General features: G+C 45.5%; 17 protein-coding genes. 1 reads left to right on the plus strand and 16 read right to left on the minus strand.

The features are described from left to right. Positions 1-507 precede the first annotated feature (507 nt). Positions 508-3,429 (minus strand): hypothetical protein, encoded by a 2,922-nt coding sequence (locus ONT19_RS14825; protein ID WP_264953214.1) that lies wholly within the window; start codon positions 3,427-3,429, stop codon positions 508-510. 72 nt (positions 3,430-3,501) lie between these two features. On the opposite strand from ONT19_RS14825, the gene ONT19_RS14830 reads away from it, so the two are divergent. After that, on the plus strand, positions 3,502-3,927 hold the full coding sequence (locus ONT19_RS14830; RefSeq protein WP_264953215.1) for a hypothetical protein: 426 nt from the start codon (positions 3,502-3,504) through the stop codon (positions 3,925-3,927). Between the two features lie 322 nt (positions 3,928-4,249). Here the strand turns inward: ONT19_RS14830 and ONT19_RS14835 are convergent, their stop codons facing one another. From ONT19_RS14835 to ONT19_RS14905, 15 genes are all read right to left on the minus strand, one after another. After that, positions 4,250-4,579, minus strand: a complete 330-nt coding sequence (locus ONT19_RS14835; RefSeq protein ID WP_264953216.1) for a hypothetical protein — start codon at positions 4,577-4,579, stop codon at positions 4,250-4,252. A 56-nt stretch (positions 4,580-4,635) separates the two neighbouring features. Continuing rightward, positions 4,636-5,103, minus strand: a complete 468-nt coding sequence (locus ONT19_RS14840; RefSeq protein WP_264953218.1) for a phage tail protein — start codon at positions 5,101-5,103, stop codon at positions 4,636-4,638. A 4-nt stretch (positions 5,104-5,107) separates the two neighbouring features. Further along, on the minus strand, positions 5,108-5,452 hold the full coding sequence (gp17, locus tag ONT19_RS14845; protein ID WP_195838427.1) for a tail completion protein gp17: 345 nt from the start codon (positions 5,450-5,452) through the stop codon (positions 5,108-5,110). Positions 5,453-5,495: 43 nt separating this feature from the next. After that, positions 5,496-6,044 (minus strand): hypothetical protein, encoded by a 549-nt coding sequence (locus tag ONT19_RS14850; protein ID WP_154481184.1) that lies wholly within the window; start codon positions 6,042-6,044, stop codon positions 5,496-5,498. Positions 6,045-6,055: 11 nt separating this feature from the next. Continuing rightward, positions 6,056-6,361: a head-tail adaptor protein gene (locus ONT19_RS14855; RefSeq protein WP_264953219.1), complete on the minus strand. Its 306-nt coding sequence runs from the start codon at positions 6,359-6,361 to the stop codon at positions 6,056-6,058. Beyond that, entirely contained in the window at positions 6,351-6,674 is a 324-nt protein-coding gene (locus ONT19_RS14860) for a head-tail connector protein (protein WP_154481188.1), read from the minus strand. The genes ONT19_RS14855 and ONT19_RS14860 overlap by 11 nt, the downstream gene beginning before the upstream one ends. Before the next feature lie 8 nt (positions 6,675-6,682). Further along, positions 6,683-7,963: a phage major capsid protein gene (locus ONT19_RS14865; RefSeq protein ID WP_264953220.1), complete on the minus strand. Its 1,281-nt coding sequence runs from the start codon at positions 7,961-7,963 to the stop codon at positions 6,683-6,685. A gap of 12 nt (positions 7,964-7,975) precedes the next feature. Continuing rightward, positions 7,976-8,677: an HK97 family phage prohead protease gene (locus ONT19_RS14870; protein ID WP_264953221.1), complete on the minus strand. Its 702-nt coding sequence runs from the start codon at positions 8,675-8,677 to the stop codon at positions 7,976-7,978. Beyond that, positions 8,661-9,851, minus strand: a complete 1,191-nt coding sequence (locus ONT19_RS14875; protein ID WP_264953222.1) for a phage portal protein — start codon at positions 9,849-9,851, stop codon at positions 8,661-8,663. Before ONT19_RS14875 ends, ONT19_RS14870 begins: the two co-directional genes overlap by 17 nt. 303 nt (positions 9,852-10,154) lie before the next feature. Further along, on the minus strand, positions 10,155-11,903 hold the full coding sequence (locus tag ONT19_RS14880) for a terminase large subunit domain-containing protein (RefSeq protein ID WP_264953223.1): 1,749 nt from the start codon (positions 11,901-11,903) through the stop codon (positions 10,155-10,157). Beyond that, a complete protein-coding gene (locus ONT19_RS14885) occupies positions 11,903-12,631 on the minus strand; it encodes a DNA-packaging protein (RefSeq protein WP_264953224.1) in 729 nt (242 codons plus the stop codon). The genes ONT19_RS14880 and ONT19_RS14885 overlap by 1 nt, the downstream gene beginning before the upstream one ends. Before the next feature lie 8 nt (positions 12,632-12,639). Continuing rightward, a complete protein-coding gene (locus ONT19_RS14890) occupies positions 12,640-13,344 on the minus strand; it encodes a hypothetical protein (protein WP_264953225.1) in 705 nt (234 codons plus the stop codon). A 155-nt stretch (positions 13,345-13,499) separates the two neighbouring features. Then, positions 13,500-13,844: an HNH endonuclease gene (locus ONT19_RS14895; protein ID WP_154481201.1), complete on the minus strand. Its 345-nt coding sequence runs from the start codon at positions 13,842-13,844 to the stop codon at positions 13,500-13,502. A 1-nt stretch (position 13,845) separates the two neighbouring features. Further along, positions 13,846-15,246 (minus strand): DEAD/DEAH box helicase, encoded by a 1,401-nt coding sequence (locus ONT19_RS14900; RefSeq protein WP_367399990.1) that lies wholly within the window; start codon positions 15,244-15,246, stop codon positions 13,846-13,848. Next, positions 15,243-15,623: a hypothetical protein gene (locus tag ONT19_RS14905; protein ID WP_264953226.1), complete on the minus strand. Its 381-nt coding sequence runs from the start codon at positions 15,621-15,623 to the stop codon at positions 15,243-15,245. The genes ONT19_RS14900 and ONT19_RS14905 overlap by 4 nt, the downstream gene beginning before the upstream one ends. Between the last annotated feature and the right edge of the window lie 266 nt (positions 15,624-15,889).

The following is a 15,889-nucleotide window of genomic DNA, read 5'->3' on the forward strand; positions in this document are numbered from 1 at the left end:
GTGGATGTAATACCATCTAAGATCTCCATAATAATGTCGTAGATACTGCGCTGCTGTGCCTCATTCTTGACGATCGAATAGATCACACCTAGTGATCCAATATTCTTGTATTTGGAGTACTGCAAAGCACTCAATACATCGATACAATTAAGCTCGAGCTCATCCAAATACTGAACGAATGACTGAGAAAATGTCTGCGGCTCAATGAACCCTGCAAACACACATCTTTCGCCCTGATACACATTCACGATTGCATCCCGGCATGATGAGCAGAAAAATTCCGGGATGTACTCACGGCAAAGCAATCGGATTTTCGCACTACTACGTAGCAGATGATCGAATGTATCATTCACCTCATTGGAGATCTCAACAGGATCATCTGCAAACAATACATTCTCAATTCCAATCTCGATTTCTTTGGTACGATCATTATTTGTCACGATGTGAACCGTGATAATGTCATTAACCTCATTTATGAATTTGCCGTGTATGTACATAACCTAGAATTTAAAATTTCTTTCCACTTTTACCCGCCACCTTTTCCTCATTGCGAATGAACTCAACCATTCTCCGGAATTTCGGATTCATGCTAATATCCACATTCACAACAGGAGGCTGCAATGAATTTGCGAGCCCGCCCATATCATAGATAACAGGCTGAATAGATCTATCAGAAAACGATGGCATCTGATAATTTGAGCCATTGACCATATTAAACAGCCGAGTCTGCTGAAACTTATTAAGGATCATTTCTCCGCTGTTCACTCTAGCGAATTTCCTATCACCCGAAACCGATGTTCCACCAATAACACCACCTGTAGCAAAGCCCTGAGCAGATTTGACGGTGGAGATCATAGATACCAATTGAGCCAATCCTGTGGCTGCAAAAGCCACCCATGCCCATGGTCCCATGGATGCCGCCTGTGTGGTGGCCGTAGCATAGCCCGCTGTCATGGTGGCTATCGCCTGTGCTAATGTGCCCGCTATATTGAGCTCTGGGACCTCGATGGCCTCACCCAGACCGGACAGGCTGCTGCCCATGGCCGATATTGCATCACAGGCTCCCTGCATCTTAGTTTTGGCCTTATCAATGTCCTCCGTCTGCACATCGATCGTAACAGGCTTAAGCCCCAACTTATCTAACTCGGCATTGATCTCTTTGAGATCCTGTAGAGCTTGATCCTTACCGATCAATCCGATCTCATAATCAGATTGAATGCGACCCGCTTTTGCCTGAGCATTAGAATGACTCTGCCTCTTATCATCATCGCTGCCCGCTTTGATATATGTAGGCTCGGCAATGGCGGCAATAGTAACTTTGCCCTTGGTTGCCTCATCGATCTTTGCCTGTATGTCTCTAACCTTTGCCATGGCCTCGACCTTGGCATCTACGGTAACTGCATTATCGAAACCTTTCTGAGCCGTTTGCAGCTCATCCTGTAACTGTTCTAGGGCGGTCTTAACAACCTCCTTATCCGGTTTCTCAACACCGATTCTAATCTTAAGCTCCTTAAATTTAGTCTCGATGTCCCCATATTGCTTTTGCAGATCCTTGGCCAGACTCTCATCACCTGTGGCATTGATCTTCTTTCTCAGATCATCTAATTTTTTCTGATACCAATCAATACTATTCTCAACAGCTTCTTTTTCCTCTATCTTTCCGGTTTTTGCCGGAGTGGTTTTACCGCCTCTGCCTCCGGATCCCTCACCCGGCATTGTAGAGGAATAACCATTGAATTGCTTATAAGATGTGCCCGCATTCTGCTTAACGAGGGCCTCCATCCGTTTCTTGGCATTCTGCTCTTGACGATACAATGCAGTAGCCTGTCTCGAAACAATATCCCTCTGACTTGTGCCCTTGACCTCAACGTCCTGATACATTGGGATGATCTTTCCGTCTCCGGCATCAATCTGCCCAACTGCCTTGCGCCGCGTCTTGTTTTTAGCGCTAAACTTTTTAGTCTTGCCATTGGCATCATGAGTGAGATCATATCGCTTCTGCTGTAGATCCGCTGCCTGATTAGCGAGGCTACGGATTCGGATCTCATTGATCATTTGATTGCAATAGGCCTTGCTGTTTCCTGTCAATGCCGTGTACCATTGAGCCACAGTAGAATAATACCCCATAGCCTCACCATAGGTGCTATTCATTTCAGATACCAATTTCTTCTCCTCGGTCTTGCTTCCCTTAAAATCCTTAAGTTTAGAGATGTTCATATCGAGGGCGGTCTGCACTTCATAGATCTGTTTAGCCTCCTGTGCCCTTGCCGCTTTAGCTGATTCCTCCGCGGATGATAATGCTTTCATCCCTGCCGCTGCATCATCCGATGATGAGGAGAGAGAAGAGATCACTTCTGTTAGTGCATATATTGCGATACCTACACCTGTAGATATTAATAATCCCTTGACTGCCGCCCGCAATGCCTTGACTGCAAATGCCGCTGTGGTTGCACCTACGGCCGTTCCTGTTAGATGCGCCCGGAGTAATCTCAGTGAGGCTGAGGCTACGAGTGAGGCGGTTCTGAGTCCGGTAATGGCTCCCGACAACAGACCGACTACGATCTTAGAATTAGCGAAAACTAGCACAGCTCCCTGCATCGCCTTGCCTAGCTTGATAACGGATCCTGTGAGAATTGTAGTCTGGGCAATGAACGAAACGAATGGCAATCCCTGCTGAACGATCTCACCGATCTTTAGCTTGACGGCGGTAAATCTCTGTTCTAGATGCTTCATCTGTCCGGCATCCGTCTTGCCCAATTCGGCATTCATATCGCCCACATTGTCTTTAATGATCTGGGCTAACATGGCGGCTCGTTGGCTCTCCGTACCATACTCCATAATCTGTTTCTGGGATTCCGTGAAAGTAATACCAACACGCTTAAGCGCCGATGTCTGTCCCATCATCGCCTTACCCATCAGGTTCGCTACGGCGCGACCATCTTCCTCTGAGGCGTTCAATCCCTTTTGCTGTGCGATCAGATTGTTCATCGCTGGGATCAATGTCTCTAGACTTCGTTTCTCATAGAGGAACGTAGCTATCTGTTGGGCTCCTGTCTTCTGAACGACACCGCCGACAACTCCGAGCTTAGACTGAGCGCTGATCACGGCATTGATGCTCTTAACATCATCCTCCGTGGCGTTCATTCTCTGCTTCATCACAGTAGTGAGCTGTGTGTTCGCCTGTTGCACGGCATTGTATGATGTAGTAAGACCCTGCATCACGCCCTGCAATGAAACTACGGCATCAGATACGTTCTGGAACACAGTAATAGCTTGGTTGACACTAATCAGTCCATCACGTAATTTGGTGGCTGAACTTTTAGAGTCATCCATCGCTTTTCTCAGTTTGCCTACGTCTGTAGTAACAACCCCGAGCTGCTCCTTTCCGTCAATCGTTAACTTAATGTTAAATTTTATCTCTTTAGCCATATTTTCACATAAGTAAGTAACTAAATTAAAATATTATTCGTATCTTTGCAGTAGATATAAAACCCTTATCGTATGAAAGTATATTGGAGCAAAACAGCCGTATTGGGATTTATGTTTTTTACAATATCCCTCATTCTGGTTCTATCCTTTAAAGATAGTCTCAGCCACCCATCTATTGGCATCTATCTGAGTCTGTTCGGCATCTTTCTCTCCGGGATATATGCCGCTCTGCCAAAAATTGAACCCGCAAAGCCAAAGAAAGAAAAGGAGAAAAAAGAGATCAGCGATCTCTATACTTTCTCTATGCTTTTCTGTTTGCTGATTAGTGCCCTTAGCCTCGCTGTCGGCATCATCAGTACAATTCTCGGTAATATGGAGATCAATTATATCTGTGCGGCCATATTCGGCGTATCTTTCACCGCGTTCCTTTACGGATCATGGTGGAAAATAAGTAACATAGCCTCCAAAGCCAATTGGAGTGAATGGGGATGGGTCTAGGATCCCTCCAACTTCTTGCACCATTTTTCAAACACTTCCAAATGTTCTTTCTTGGATAACTGCTTTTTCTTCGCTGTTGCCCCTGTATTGGATTCCCATGGGAACCTAAAAAGATCCTGTGGCTTAAGTGCTTTTTTGGAGTAAGGAGCCACACAATATAACGCTAACATTCGTGTCTGCTCCCATACTTCTTGATGCTCAGTTTCCATCTTTTTGCAATATGCCGAATAGATGTGCCCAAATTCCTCTGGGGACAATCGGCAAAAATCGTCATAAGACAGACCAATCTCACCTATGGCGATCCCCAAGATTTCATAAATGCCTAACTTTTTTTTTCAGCATCAGCCTCGGCATCATTCTCAGGATCTTCACCCGGTCCCTCGCTGATAGCTTCCGACCATTGCATCATGTCCTCCGGCGAAATATTATCTGCAAAGCTCATCAGATCCATATCGAACTCGATGCCATCCACCTTACAAGCGGATGCCACACAACAGAAGAGATACGTACACATCTCCGACAGATTTTCACCTGCCTCTGTCACTTCTTTACCTGTCAACTTCTTGAAACGGAGCATAGCCCCCATAGAAGACCTACAAGGGTATGCCTTACCGTTGACAAGAATGTTGATAACACCATTTTTTTCTGGCATAACAACTACATTTAAAAACTTAAACCTTAATTATGGAACTAACAAAGAAAAACTTTCTATTCGCTCTCATGTGCGACCCCCGATGTAGTGGCCTTACCCGGATAGGTAGTAGGCTCACCATCGTTCTCCAATGTACCGCTGTATGTAACATCGTCATTGGCCGGAGCTTGCTTTTCGAGAGAGGCGATCACGAATTTACCGACGATCGATGGTGTGGCATCGCCCTCTCGCTCGAAAGCCTTAACATCGATGCTGTCACCCTTGCCCCACATTGGAGCGATCTCTGCATGTCCGTTCTCTGTCTCGTCATAGAAACAAAGACCCTCAAAGCTGATAGAGATAGACAGACCTGTGACCGTCTTACCTTTCCATTTGCCCGCGCTCTTCTTAGCTGTAGATACGGGCTTAACAGCATGCTCTTTGGTCTCACTATTATAAGTGACCGAGTGACTCGTACAATGGCCGACACATTTGTCACCGACCATCAGGAGCAAATCACTACCATTCACATAACCTTTACTCATATTTCTAAACCTTAATTGTGAATACTAATTGTTGAACATAAGCATCATCCTCATACCCCTCCTCACTTCCGGTTAAATAGCAACTGACGATTCTCTGATCACCCTTAACACCTTTCTTGGTTTCTAGGGCCTCTCTGACCGCCTCAGCTAATTCTATTCCGTCCGAATACTCCTGAGTATAACATACGATTTCTATCTGAACCGTATCTGCCCCGGGATAACCGGATTTTGTAGGAGCCTGATCCAATGATGCTCTACGATAGAGAATGTATGGCAAAACTGCCTTAGAGATGGCTACCGGGAAAATCTTATTTGTCTTAGACTCCACCTCCTTACTAGATATAAGCATATCTCTAATAACGTTGCCAACACTTAACGATGTCTTTGCCATATTACATCAATCCTTGTTTCTTAGCTGCTTTTTCGATGTTGGATTGAAAACTGTCAAAAAGATTATTTTCAACAGATCCCGCAGTCTTCTCCTCAGTCTCAGCCAAAAACCTATATCCGGGCATCTTTCCTGTCTGGTGGCCATCTCGGCGATACTGTCTCACCCTGTTACCCGACCATCGGCTCTTACTGAAAAAAGACGATGTTCTCTTTCCCACATGGCGCAATCTAGTACCATCCTCAGCCCACATCAGGACAGGCTTCTCCAAACTTCTTCGATTCTCATGGATTCCTTTCTTGCCGAATGGCTTGACAGTTACCATGAAACCTAAACCAAATCGGTTCGGGTATGTCCTCACATAGATACCTTTGTCCAAACTCCGTTTGGTTCCCGGTCCTATGGCCTTAGAGTGCAATGTGGACACAGCGACCTTTTTAACCCTGTTTCCCTCTTTTCTCATTGCGCTCCTCATCGCCTTACGTTGTGTCTTAAGATCCAAAGCCTTATACACATCAGCGAATGGTCTTTGCAGATCAACCTCGTTTCCCATCGATTAAGCAATTATTCGTTAACTCTTACACACACCAATGTTTTCATGCCTTTATCCAAGTTAGGGATGATGTTAGTGACGGTGTAGAGATGCCCGCCGATCTGTCTTGCCCGCCAATTCTCCTCAACAGGATGAACATCCCGGATATTGAACTCTGCCGAATAATCCGAAAAATGCTCTCCAACTTCTTCGCTGCGATTTCCGCTCTGCTTCACCCGCTCGGCATGTACCGTCCGAGTGCCGCGATATTCGGTGTTCTCAGCTCCGTAGTCATTGGAGGAAATGACAGGCTCCAACAGCTCTAACTTATATTTCATTCTTCCCGCTATCATCCACTAACTTTCTAAAAGGTTTGATAAGGGCCTGTAGCGCATCTGGAACAGCGTGCATCTGTACGGTGCTCACGCTCTCACGCTGATTGTACCAATGTGCCGCCAACATCATCATCGCATGTTTGAGCATTGGAGGGAATTTACCCTCCATCTGCTCCAATTCATCCTTTGATCTATTCGTGGCCTTGATAACTGCGCTCTCGGCCGTCTCCAATAATTCAGTTAAATAATCATCATCATCGGCAAAATCATCAGCCCTAACATGCTTTTTGAAAACATCCAAACTTACTACAGCCATATAGGTGATTATACCTTAGCGACCTTACCCAACTTAAACGCCTCCTGACGGAGAGTCTTGGTGGCAAAGCCTGTATTGAGCACGAAATCAACACTATCCTGACGAGCCTTAGAGTATGGATCCACAATAAAGCGGATTGTGCCAAACTGACCGAGAGGCTGATAACGCCAATCACCGAGACCGATGTACTCAGTAACATCGATGATACGTACAATATCGCCCTCTGTGCCCTTTGCCGGAACATCAGATGCAGACGTATATGTGGCCTTGATCTTAGCCTCATCGCCATCGGTGAGAGTATGATCACTCCAAGCCGATCCGGTGTACTTCTTATATGTGATGGTACGATCACAGATCTGATTGGTTGTGTAAACAGGCAAACCGCAAAGCATGTGGTTCTGAACCATAGGGATGAAAATTCCCTTTTCGTTAACCGGAGTGCCCTCCAAGATGGCCTCCAAGCTCTTACTCATCACCCAACACATCATATCGCCATCGATACCTGTGGACAGAACTGCCGCTTTCATCTTTGAATTGAGCTCCTCGAATGTAGGAACCTTAGACAAAGCAACAGCCGAGTCTTTCATGCCAACGAATGGACCCACCAAATTGGTGGCCTTGTTGACCTTAGTAGTGCTAAACAGCACCTTGTTGAGCAACAGACGGATCGCCATAGGCATGATCTTACGGATGATCATCTCCAACACACCATCAGACTGCTCCAATGACTGATTGGTAACAGGGATGGCGATACCGACACGATCCGGATTAGCTTGCATCTTAGAGAATGGGATCTTTCGATCTGAGAGAGCTGCGCCCTCACCCGCGATCTCAGCCTCAACCATCTCATACATTGGCCATACAAAATCACCGGACAGACCTGTAGGCATTGGCAAACCGACCTTATCGAGGATAAAGCCCTCCTGAAGAGGCTCCAAGATGTCCTGAATATTGAGAGGAACGAGATTGCCCTTGTTAATATCGGACACCATCATCATGTCTCGAACCATAATGATCTCTGTCTTCTGGTGGTTCTTGGCATTCTCACGCAAGATCTTAACAGCATCATTCATGGCATCTGGGTGCTCACGCAAATGTTCTGCTGTGGCGATCTGCATTCTCATCTGGAGCATCTGATTATCGCGAGACAGGGCCGAAAACTCCTTGTTTTCCTCCTCGTTTCGCTCTCGATTCTCCTTTTGACACACATCCAAAATCTCTTGGATGCGATCGCAATTAGACTGATACGTATCAATCAGCTCGCGAAAATTTACTTTCTTTTTGTGCATAACTTATAACAATTAAATAATACTTTTATTTGCAGCTATCTGCATTTCCCGCAATTGCTCCAAAACCTTTTTATTCTCCTCTTCCGTCTTAGGCTTCGGATTCTTGCTCTCTCGCTCTTCCTTTTCGAGCTCTTTGGCAAACTCCCTAGCCTCGACACTTGTGTCCGGATAGGCCGGATCGATGGCTAACGTGAAATCATAGATTCCTGTCATACCCTTGACACGATATTCAATCATCGACACACCATTGACAACTGTGGCTGTACGCTCGACAAAATCACGATCCCAATAATGGGTGGTGAATGCAAAACTGCATCCGGAAATATCGCCTCTCTTGACTAGCTCCAAAGCCTTGTCTCCATCTGCTGTGTGAGGAGCCTCAAACTCAAAAGCCACTCCCTTATCATCAATAGAGTAGGAGAGTGTTCCCGCACCCTTGTTGCTTCTGGCCAAGATGAGCTGTCGATCATGAAACATAGTCATTTTGATGTCCTGCGTTTTCAACAGATCCTCTGTAACTGCGCTTGGATCAATGACCTCTCTTGCCTCACTCTCATCATCGCTCCACAAAGGTGCTGACGGAACATTGAACAAAATGGCATATCCTACAATTGTGCGGCTAGGAGCCTCACCCTCCGCTGATTCTCTCACTCTCAACTCTGTGGGAGTATAAAGAGATCGGCGGATCACTTTATCTTTATTCTCCTGTTTCATCTTCGTTTTCCTTTTTATTATTATCGGATTTGATATTATTGGCAACCTTGGATTCATCCATGATGTCTCTGAGATTGGCCGAAACCAAAACCTTATCTCCACCCTCGATCGGGAGCTTGTTTTCCTCTTTGCGCCAATCATTGACTGTGTAGATTCCGGCGGCGATCGTGGCTGCCTGATATTTCACCCGGCTGTCTAGATCACAGGCATAGAGGCCTCGACGATCAAACTGAAACTTTCGTTTGCAGCATAGAGATGGAGCCACCAACTTTCTCAAAAACTCATTCTCGATGTTTCGCAAAATCGGATTCAATGTATTGGACAGGAATGCCACATTTGCCATCTCGGCCGATTTGTAGTTATTGCTCGTATCATCGAAAACGAATGATGGATGAACACCAAAGAAACGGCAAATGTCTCGAACCGTAAATTTCCGACTCTCCAAAAACTGCATATCAGTAGATGATAGAGAGATCTGTTTGAAATCAACCTGCCCCGGCAAACTGACGATTCTGTCTCCATTACGGAATTTACCATCAATACTGCCCGCCGTCTTTTCCAATTCCTTGTCCTGATACTCACCGAAACCTGTCACCGATTTGTCGTTGCTGACAATGCCTCTCACGGTTCCACCATTGACAAATCGGGTGTAGGTTTCTCGATCGCCGGACAGGGCAATGTTCAATGTTAGCCGGGCATACGATAAAACGCTGAGGCCTGACTTACCATTGAGGGTATGAAACTTGATGTGCAATATCTCATCCTCATCATACGATCCATACACACCATTAACCGGATCCGAGACCGTGTATATATCATTATAGATGTCGTGGCTTACTGTTCCGCGCCCACAAAGCACCAATCTATCCACCTCCATGGAGACGGTATTATAGATTGGCACAATGTACGCATTTCCCTCTAACAAAACATTTTCCACAACTTCTTTCCAAAAGTCAAAAGCACTTTTTGTGCTATCTGGCTGCACCGACAGGAGATAATGCAATCGGCTGTTGGTGTCTTCGACAAAGATTCCATCCTTGATCCTCATATAGAGTATCGGGAGATTTGCCACTCCCTCGCTGAGGAATTTTACGCATCTGTAGGCTGTTGCAACAGACAGGGCGGTGTTGGTTGTACCGCTCCATGTGAAAAAGTCCGTGTAATCACCTCCCATACGAGGGGACAATGGAGATTCAGACCCCGCCGGAGTGGGGTCCGCTTCTGCACTTCTCTTGAATATGTTTATAAAATCAGTCCAAAATCCCATTATCTTATATTTTTGCTTGCAAAGATACAAAAAATAATAATACGCTCAAAATCAGCGTTTTAGCTACATTTTGCTACATTTGGGAACATTTTGAAACATAAAGAAATATTATGCTACAAAGTGAGCACAAATTTCGGATTTTGTGCATCGAAAAAATGCGGAAATAGAAGATATTTAATATTATTTATACTTTCCATTTCCGCAAATATACTATCTTTCATAGGAACTCATCAATCCTATACACATAAGAGTAGTGATCACTCCATCAATTTTCATGTACTGAGAGTACTTTATCGGCTTTTTATTCTCCAGATGATCCTCATCCAACACACAATTGGTCAAACAGAACACATTGATCGGATTATCATTCATGATGATCTTAGGAGGATTCTCATAAGCTAGCATCTCAAACGACTCTACCGGGAGATTGAAACTGCCGTATGTCTGGCTGTATGGAGTGAGGGCATTCTTACCTCCGAGAGAGGAGAGGATGTTTACTAGGTCCCGGCTCTTGTATTGGTCATACCCAATTCGGATGATGTTCAAAATCTTAGCTTTCGACAAAATATCATTGGCTATCATCTTCACATCGACCTTATCACCCTTACAGAATTTGAGATACCCCATTTTATGCCATTCCTGATATAACTGTTCATTCGGATGCCCTCTCAGCGCGCCATCCGGAAAATAATAATCCGTATAAGCATAAAAGCATTTATTGAATGAGGCATAAAGCAAATATGTAACAGCGCTGAAATCATCATGCACAGACAGGTCAAAAGATACGGCGCATTCCGGTCTTCCCTGCACGGTGTCGATATTAAAGCCCCTGCATAATTCCTTTGCCTTTTCACGACCGAACCATCTCTTTTGCTCATTGATCGCAAAGATATTGAGCAACTTGGTCCTGAATGCCATCATATTCTCGGCCGACTTCAAAGCCTCCCTGTACTGCCATTCATAGTAATCCGGCTGCACCGTCACACCCAGATGAGGCTGCACTTTGCTCCATGTACGCGGATCGTCCTCCTCATCATCCACATCCGGCATGAACAGGGCGGCAAACGTGGTATCATCCTCCAACTCCTCCCGGAGGATCTTCTTAACACCCACCAACTCCTGTGCAAATGGGCCATCCACTACATCGCTCGCCGTGGTGATGATGATAGTGAGAGGCTCCTTTCTCGGACCCATGGATGTCGTGAGCACGTTCTTAAGATCCGCTCCGTTTTTCCCAGCTGTGTTCCTCGCTTGGGCATACTCATCCATGATCACCAATGAGGCAAACAGACCATCTTTAGTCCGGGCATTCGCCGTCAAACATTGGATGAGGCTGTTTCTCCCTCGGTCCTTGAACGTGATCTTCTCTCGATTGACCCGGAAATGTTTCTCCCTCGGATCCATGTCGAGCATGATGTTACGGATCTCATCGAAACAGATCTTTGCCTGATCATAGCTATTCGCGCCCACATACGCCTCGGCATTGTTATCCCCAAGCAACATGTCATAGACTGCGAGGGCCGCACAGGATGTGGTCTTGCTGTACTTACGAGGAACAAATAAATATGCCGTTCTGATCAGTCTGCGACCGTCCGACTTCCGGGCAAAGCCATAGATGTTCCCAAATTGAAAAGCCTGTACCGGAGTCAACTTATATCGTCTGCGTCCATTGATGCCGCTAAATCTCAGCATCTCATAAAACTTGAAAAACAGTTTCACCCGCTTCGGCTTCCAATCATTCCTATCGAGCATCTTGAAAAAACGGAGGATGGCCAATAGCTCATATAGGTTATGCTCCTCCGGATGATCGATGTTATTAAACACATAATCGCCTATACGCTTGTCTGTATCTACAAGCGCATAAGCGTATCTTTTGGCATAGAGATCTCTATTGCTCCGCAACTCCTCGACCACTCTTGCCTTGTATTGTCTCCACTTTACTTTTTCCTCTTCCTGCATTAGCTATCGTCTCTAAATTCACTCATTAAACTAGTAAAACTGTCCTCATCAGATTTACGCTCCTTACCCTCCGTATTCATGCCGAGTGCTTGGAGTGCCTTTTGACTCTGCCGGAGGAGATCTAAATAAAGTTTCTCCTGAGGATTGGTGCTTAGGCGCTCATTGCCCTCTCTCGAATACTCCACATTGACAACCTTGTGGCCCTCGGAAAAGATCTCATCAGCGAGGATCTCTGTACGTACCAATAACTGAGCTGTGATCTCTACCTGATAGGTGAGCTCGGCCGAATATTTGCCCTGCTTCTTCAACAGCTTGATGATATAATTCTTTTTGCTCTTGATACGATTCTCGATACGTTTGTTATCTTTCTCCGATGGAGTAGGAACAGGACCGGGCAACATGGCAATGGCATCTGTGACAACAGGATCTTTATGATCCTCATCCTTTGGCTGTGCCTTGTCGCTATAGCCTCGTTTCTTGCCCTTGGTCTTAAGATAAAAGATCGTAGCTGTCGTGTCCCCGGCATTGATCAGATTGAGCAACTTATTCTCCACCCAATCCACCTGAGTCTCCAACACTTCATCTACGGCCTCTCTAAACACCTCATCCGACTTTCTCCAATTGTAGTAAGTCTGTCGGCTGATTCCTACAGCCTCACACGCCAAATAAATGATGCCCTTAGCATTGGTTAGGGCATCCACAAATTTATCTTTTCTTTCGTCTTTCATGCTCTGTGCTATTTTACAAATGAACGGATGCCGTCAAAATACTCTTTATAGAACTCATACATGGCCCGATCGATGGTGATACTGCCCTGTTCTGTTCTCGGATTGGTATTGATGTTCGCACTCGTCTGAATGCCGAAATAGAAATCATCCTCCACATTGCATCCGGCATAAATCTTACTGTGATTCTTGAAAATCGCTGCCCGGCCGACCTCCGGATGCTCCCTGTAGAACTGCTGAACCATCGACCACTCGATCTTATAGCTGCCGGGAAAAATCTCCCCCAGATACATGTCGATCTTTTTAATACGGCCCTCTTCATGCCATTGCTGTAACTGCAAAATGTCTTCTGCACCCATACACCATGTCGATAACAGCAGATGATCCAGATTGTGCTGATTGAGCACAACTTTGAGATAGGATAGGCTATCCACATCCCCCGCCGTGATAAAATTGTATGTAGTACCTTTTTGGAGGCGTACATACTCCATAGCCTCCAACATATTGATCTCGCTGAATGCCCTGCGGTATTCATACCGCTGAGACAACTCCGTACATGCCTTGGTTCTCCGATGGGCACGTTTTGCCCCGACCACTTTCTCGGCATCCTCCTCAGGATCCTCGACAATCAGATCCGCCTCCTCGACTTGGGAGACAGATACCGGGGATCCCCCGAACTTGCCAAAATTTATAGTGCCATCACCAAATTTCGCCATAACTCTAATTTTTATAAGTCAATATCGTAAACAGCCAGATGGGGCTCCAAAATCCATAGATCCCCCACAGGCCGAAAAAATTACTCTCGCGTGGAAATAGGGATAGGCGAGGTTTAACCGACACTCACCCCCATTAAAAAACATGGCCCCCGCTTTCAGTCTGCTGATCTGCCGAGGAACCTCTCTGCAAATTTCTGCAACTGCACCTTTGCCTTGTTTTTTGCCTGTACTTTCCCACATCTGCCCATCTCTACATGTGTCTGCACATGGCAATCATGACACAGGGATCTCAGATTAAAGTAGTCATACATCAGTCTCTCCTTATCCTGTCGGGTCAATCCCATCTCTACAGGATGAACATGATGAACCTCCGTGGCTGCTGTCACTTTGCCCATCTGTTCACATCTCTCACACAATGGATAATCAGACAATTTATCTCGTCTCAGCTTTAACCATCTCGATGTGTGGATCATTCTCTTATAGTCCTTATCCTTAGCCATATTAGTATTCGTCTTTGATTGTTATTGTCGTGTTGTACTTTCTCAACAGGAAATTGAGACTGTCCATCAGGCTCTGCTGCACTCCGGTCTTGCCATCAAGCGCCGCCTCAGCTCTCTCATCCACCGTGTTCGCACAGATCAGTTTATACACCTGCACCGGATATTGCTGTCCCTGTCTGTGCAATCGGGCGTTGGCCTGTTGGTACAATTCCAGATTCCAACCTGTGCCGAACCATACGATGTAATGTCCTCCCTGCTGCATGTTCAATCCAAAAGCTGTACTCATAGGATGAGCCAACAGCACATCGATCTCATGGTTGTTCCATGCCTTAAGCTCTTTCTCACCCTCATAGGATCTGACGTTATATCCCTTTAGTTTCTTCTTGATCCTGTCGATGTCATGCTTGAACTGATAGAAGACCAGAACGCCGCTGCCATTCGCCGCCTCAACAATCTCGGCCAACTTGTCTAGCTTCTCATTGTGGATCTCATGCACATCCCTGTCCTCATCATAGATGGCTCCATTGGCAAACTGAGATAGCTTATTCATCAGACCCGCTGCACTATTGGCTAGGATGTTTGCACTCTCGCCTGTATGCAGCTCCGTGAACTCCAACACCTTTTCCTTTTCAAACTTGGAATATTCGGCCATCGTCTTCTCGGACAGATAGACCTTGGTGGAATGAACGATCATATCAGGCAATTGGAGATAATCCTTTGCTTGCATGGACAGACAGATGTCTGAGATCTTCTCCCTGATCACATCCTCAGCTCCCTTTTTCACATCACACCTTACGATGATGTTATTCCACTTGTGCGTCTCAAAGTAGGCGTTTCTGTACTTGGAAACAGATTTGCCCAACCGCTCACCCATATCGATGCAGTACATCTGTGCCCACAGATCGATGAGGCCATTCGGGGCCGGGGTTCCGGTGAGGCCGATCACTCTCTTGACGGATGCCGTTGCTGCTTTCATGGCCTTGAACCTTTCACTCTTTGATGATTTGAATGACGTAAGCTCATCGATCACCAAAGCATCAAAAGGTAGCTCTCCACCATATTTGCCGAACAACCAGACGAAACTGTCTCTGCCGATCACATAGATGTCGGCCTTGGATGCCAAAGCTAGATTTCTTTGCTTTTCCGTACCCATCACCTTGGCCACCTTAAGGCCCCTCAGGTGATCCCATTTCTCAGCCTCCGTTGTCCATGTGGTCTCGGCCACTTTCTTGGGAGCCACAACCAATGTGCGGCTCACTTCACATTCATCCATCAGCTCCTGTAGTGCTGTGAGAGTGCTCACCGTCTTACCTAGTCCCATGTCGAGGAACAATCCACATCTGGGATGATCCAAAATCCATTGCATGGCCTCTCGCTGATATTCGTATGGCTTATATCTCATCGTCCCTCCTCCTTTCCCGCTGATCCCGCTGATCCCGCTGATAGTCTGGCCGCCTCAATGAGGCATCCCCATATCGTCACCATCTGATCGATCTTAGGTTTGGAGTCCAACACTATAACATGATGCCCGAGATCCTTAAGCTCCTCATGTCTCAACACCTGTATCTTAGTAGGCTTCTTGCCTCTGCTCTTCAATTCCACCCATACCGTCACGCCAAATGGGAGGATTGCCACCCTGTCGGGATAGCCCACCATGTTGGCATTTGAGTACTTAAGACAGATGCCTCCCATGGCTCTTACCTGTTTTACCAAGTATTTTTCGATCTCTTTCTCCGAAACTTCGGAATGATGAACTATATTTTCTATACTTTTTTTCATGATGAAACAGTAAACTTAAAGATTTATACTTTATATGTATATTGTGTTATATATCTATTTTTATTCCTATATTCCTATTTTTACTATTGTTCCCCTTATTCTTCTTCTCTATATACTTTTTATATTATTTTAGTTTACCATATTATAAAGTATTGATTAATAGAGATTTAAGGGTAAACAGAATAGTAAACGGCCATTGTAAACCAATTTTTTCAGTTTACCTTATGTTAAAAGGGATTTAGAATTTTTTACATTTGTTGGTAAAC

The sequence above is a fragment of the Segatella copri genome (assembly GCF_026015625.1).
GTDB lineage: Bacteria > Bacteroidota > Bacteroidia > Bacteroidales > Bacteroidaceae > Prevotella > Prevotella copri_H.

Coding starts and splice junctions, on each gene's coding strand:
- ONT19_RS14825 (WP_264953214.1), bottom strand. CDS start 3,429: ATGGCTAAAGAGATAAAATTTAACATTAAGTTAACGATTGACGGAAAG.
- ONT19_RS14830 (WP_264953215.1), top strand. CDS start 3,502: ATGAAAGTATATTGGAGCAAAACAGCCGTATTGGGATTTATGTTTTTT.
- ONT19_RS14835 (WP_264953216.1), bottom strand. CDS start 4,579: ATGCCAGAAAAAAATGGTGTTATCAACATTCTTGTCAACGGTAAGGCA.
- ONT19_RS14840 (WP_264953218.1), bottom strand. CDS start 5,103: ATGAGTAAAGGTTATGTGAATGGTAGTGATTTGCTCCTGATGGTCGGT.
- gp17 (WP_195838427.1), bottom strand. CDS start 5,452: ATGCTTATATCTAGTAAGGAGGTGGAGTCTAAGACAAATAAGATTTTC.
- ONT19_RS14850 (WP_154481184.1), bottom strand. CDS start 6,044: ATGGGAAACGAGGTTGATCTGCAAAGACCATTCGCTGATGTGTATAAG.
- ONT19_RS14855 (WP_264953219.1), bottom strand. CDS start 6,361: ATGAAATATAAGTTAGAGCTGTTGGAGCCTGTCATTTCCTCCAATGAC.
- ONT19_RS14860 (WP_154481188.1), bottom strand. CDS start 6,674: ATGGCTGTAGTAAGTTTGGATGTTTTCAAAAAGCATGTTAGGGCTGAT.
- ONT19_RS14865 (WP_264953220.1), bottom strand. CDS start 7,963: ATGCACAAAAAGAAAGTAAATTTTCGCGAGCTGATTGATACGTATCAG.
- ONT19_RS14870 (WP_264953221.1), bottom strand. CDS start 8,677: ATGAAACAGGAGAATAAAGATAAAGTGATCCGCCGATCTCTTTATACT.
- ONT19_RS14875 (WP_264953222.1), bottom strand. CDS start 9,851: ATGGGAGGTGATTACACGGACTTTTTCACATGGAGCGGTACAACCAAC.
- ONT19_RS14880 (WP_264953223.1), bottom strand. CDS start 11,903: ATGCAGGAAGAGGAAAAAGTAAAGTGGAGACAATACAAGGCAAGAGTG.
- ONT19_RS14885 (WP_264953224.1), bottom strand. CDS start 12,631: ATGAAAGACGAAAGAAAAGATAAATTTGTGGATGCCCTAACCAATGCT.
- ONT19_RS14890 (WP_264953225.1), bottom strand. CDS start 13,344: ATGGCGAAATTTGGTGATGGCACTATAAATTTTGGCAAGTTCGGGGGA.
- ONT19_RS14895 (WP_154481201.1), bottom strand. CDS start 13,844: ATGGCTAAGGATAAGGACTATAAGAGAATGATCCACACATCGAGATGG.
- ONT19_RS14900 (WP_367399990.1), bottom strand. CDS start 15,246: ATGAGATATAAGCCATACGAATATCAGCGAGAGGCCATGCAATGGATT.
- ONT19_RS14905 (WP_264953226.1), bottom strand. CDS start 15,623: ATGAAAAAAAGTATAGAAAATATAGTTCATCATTCCGAAGTTTCGGAG.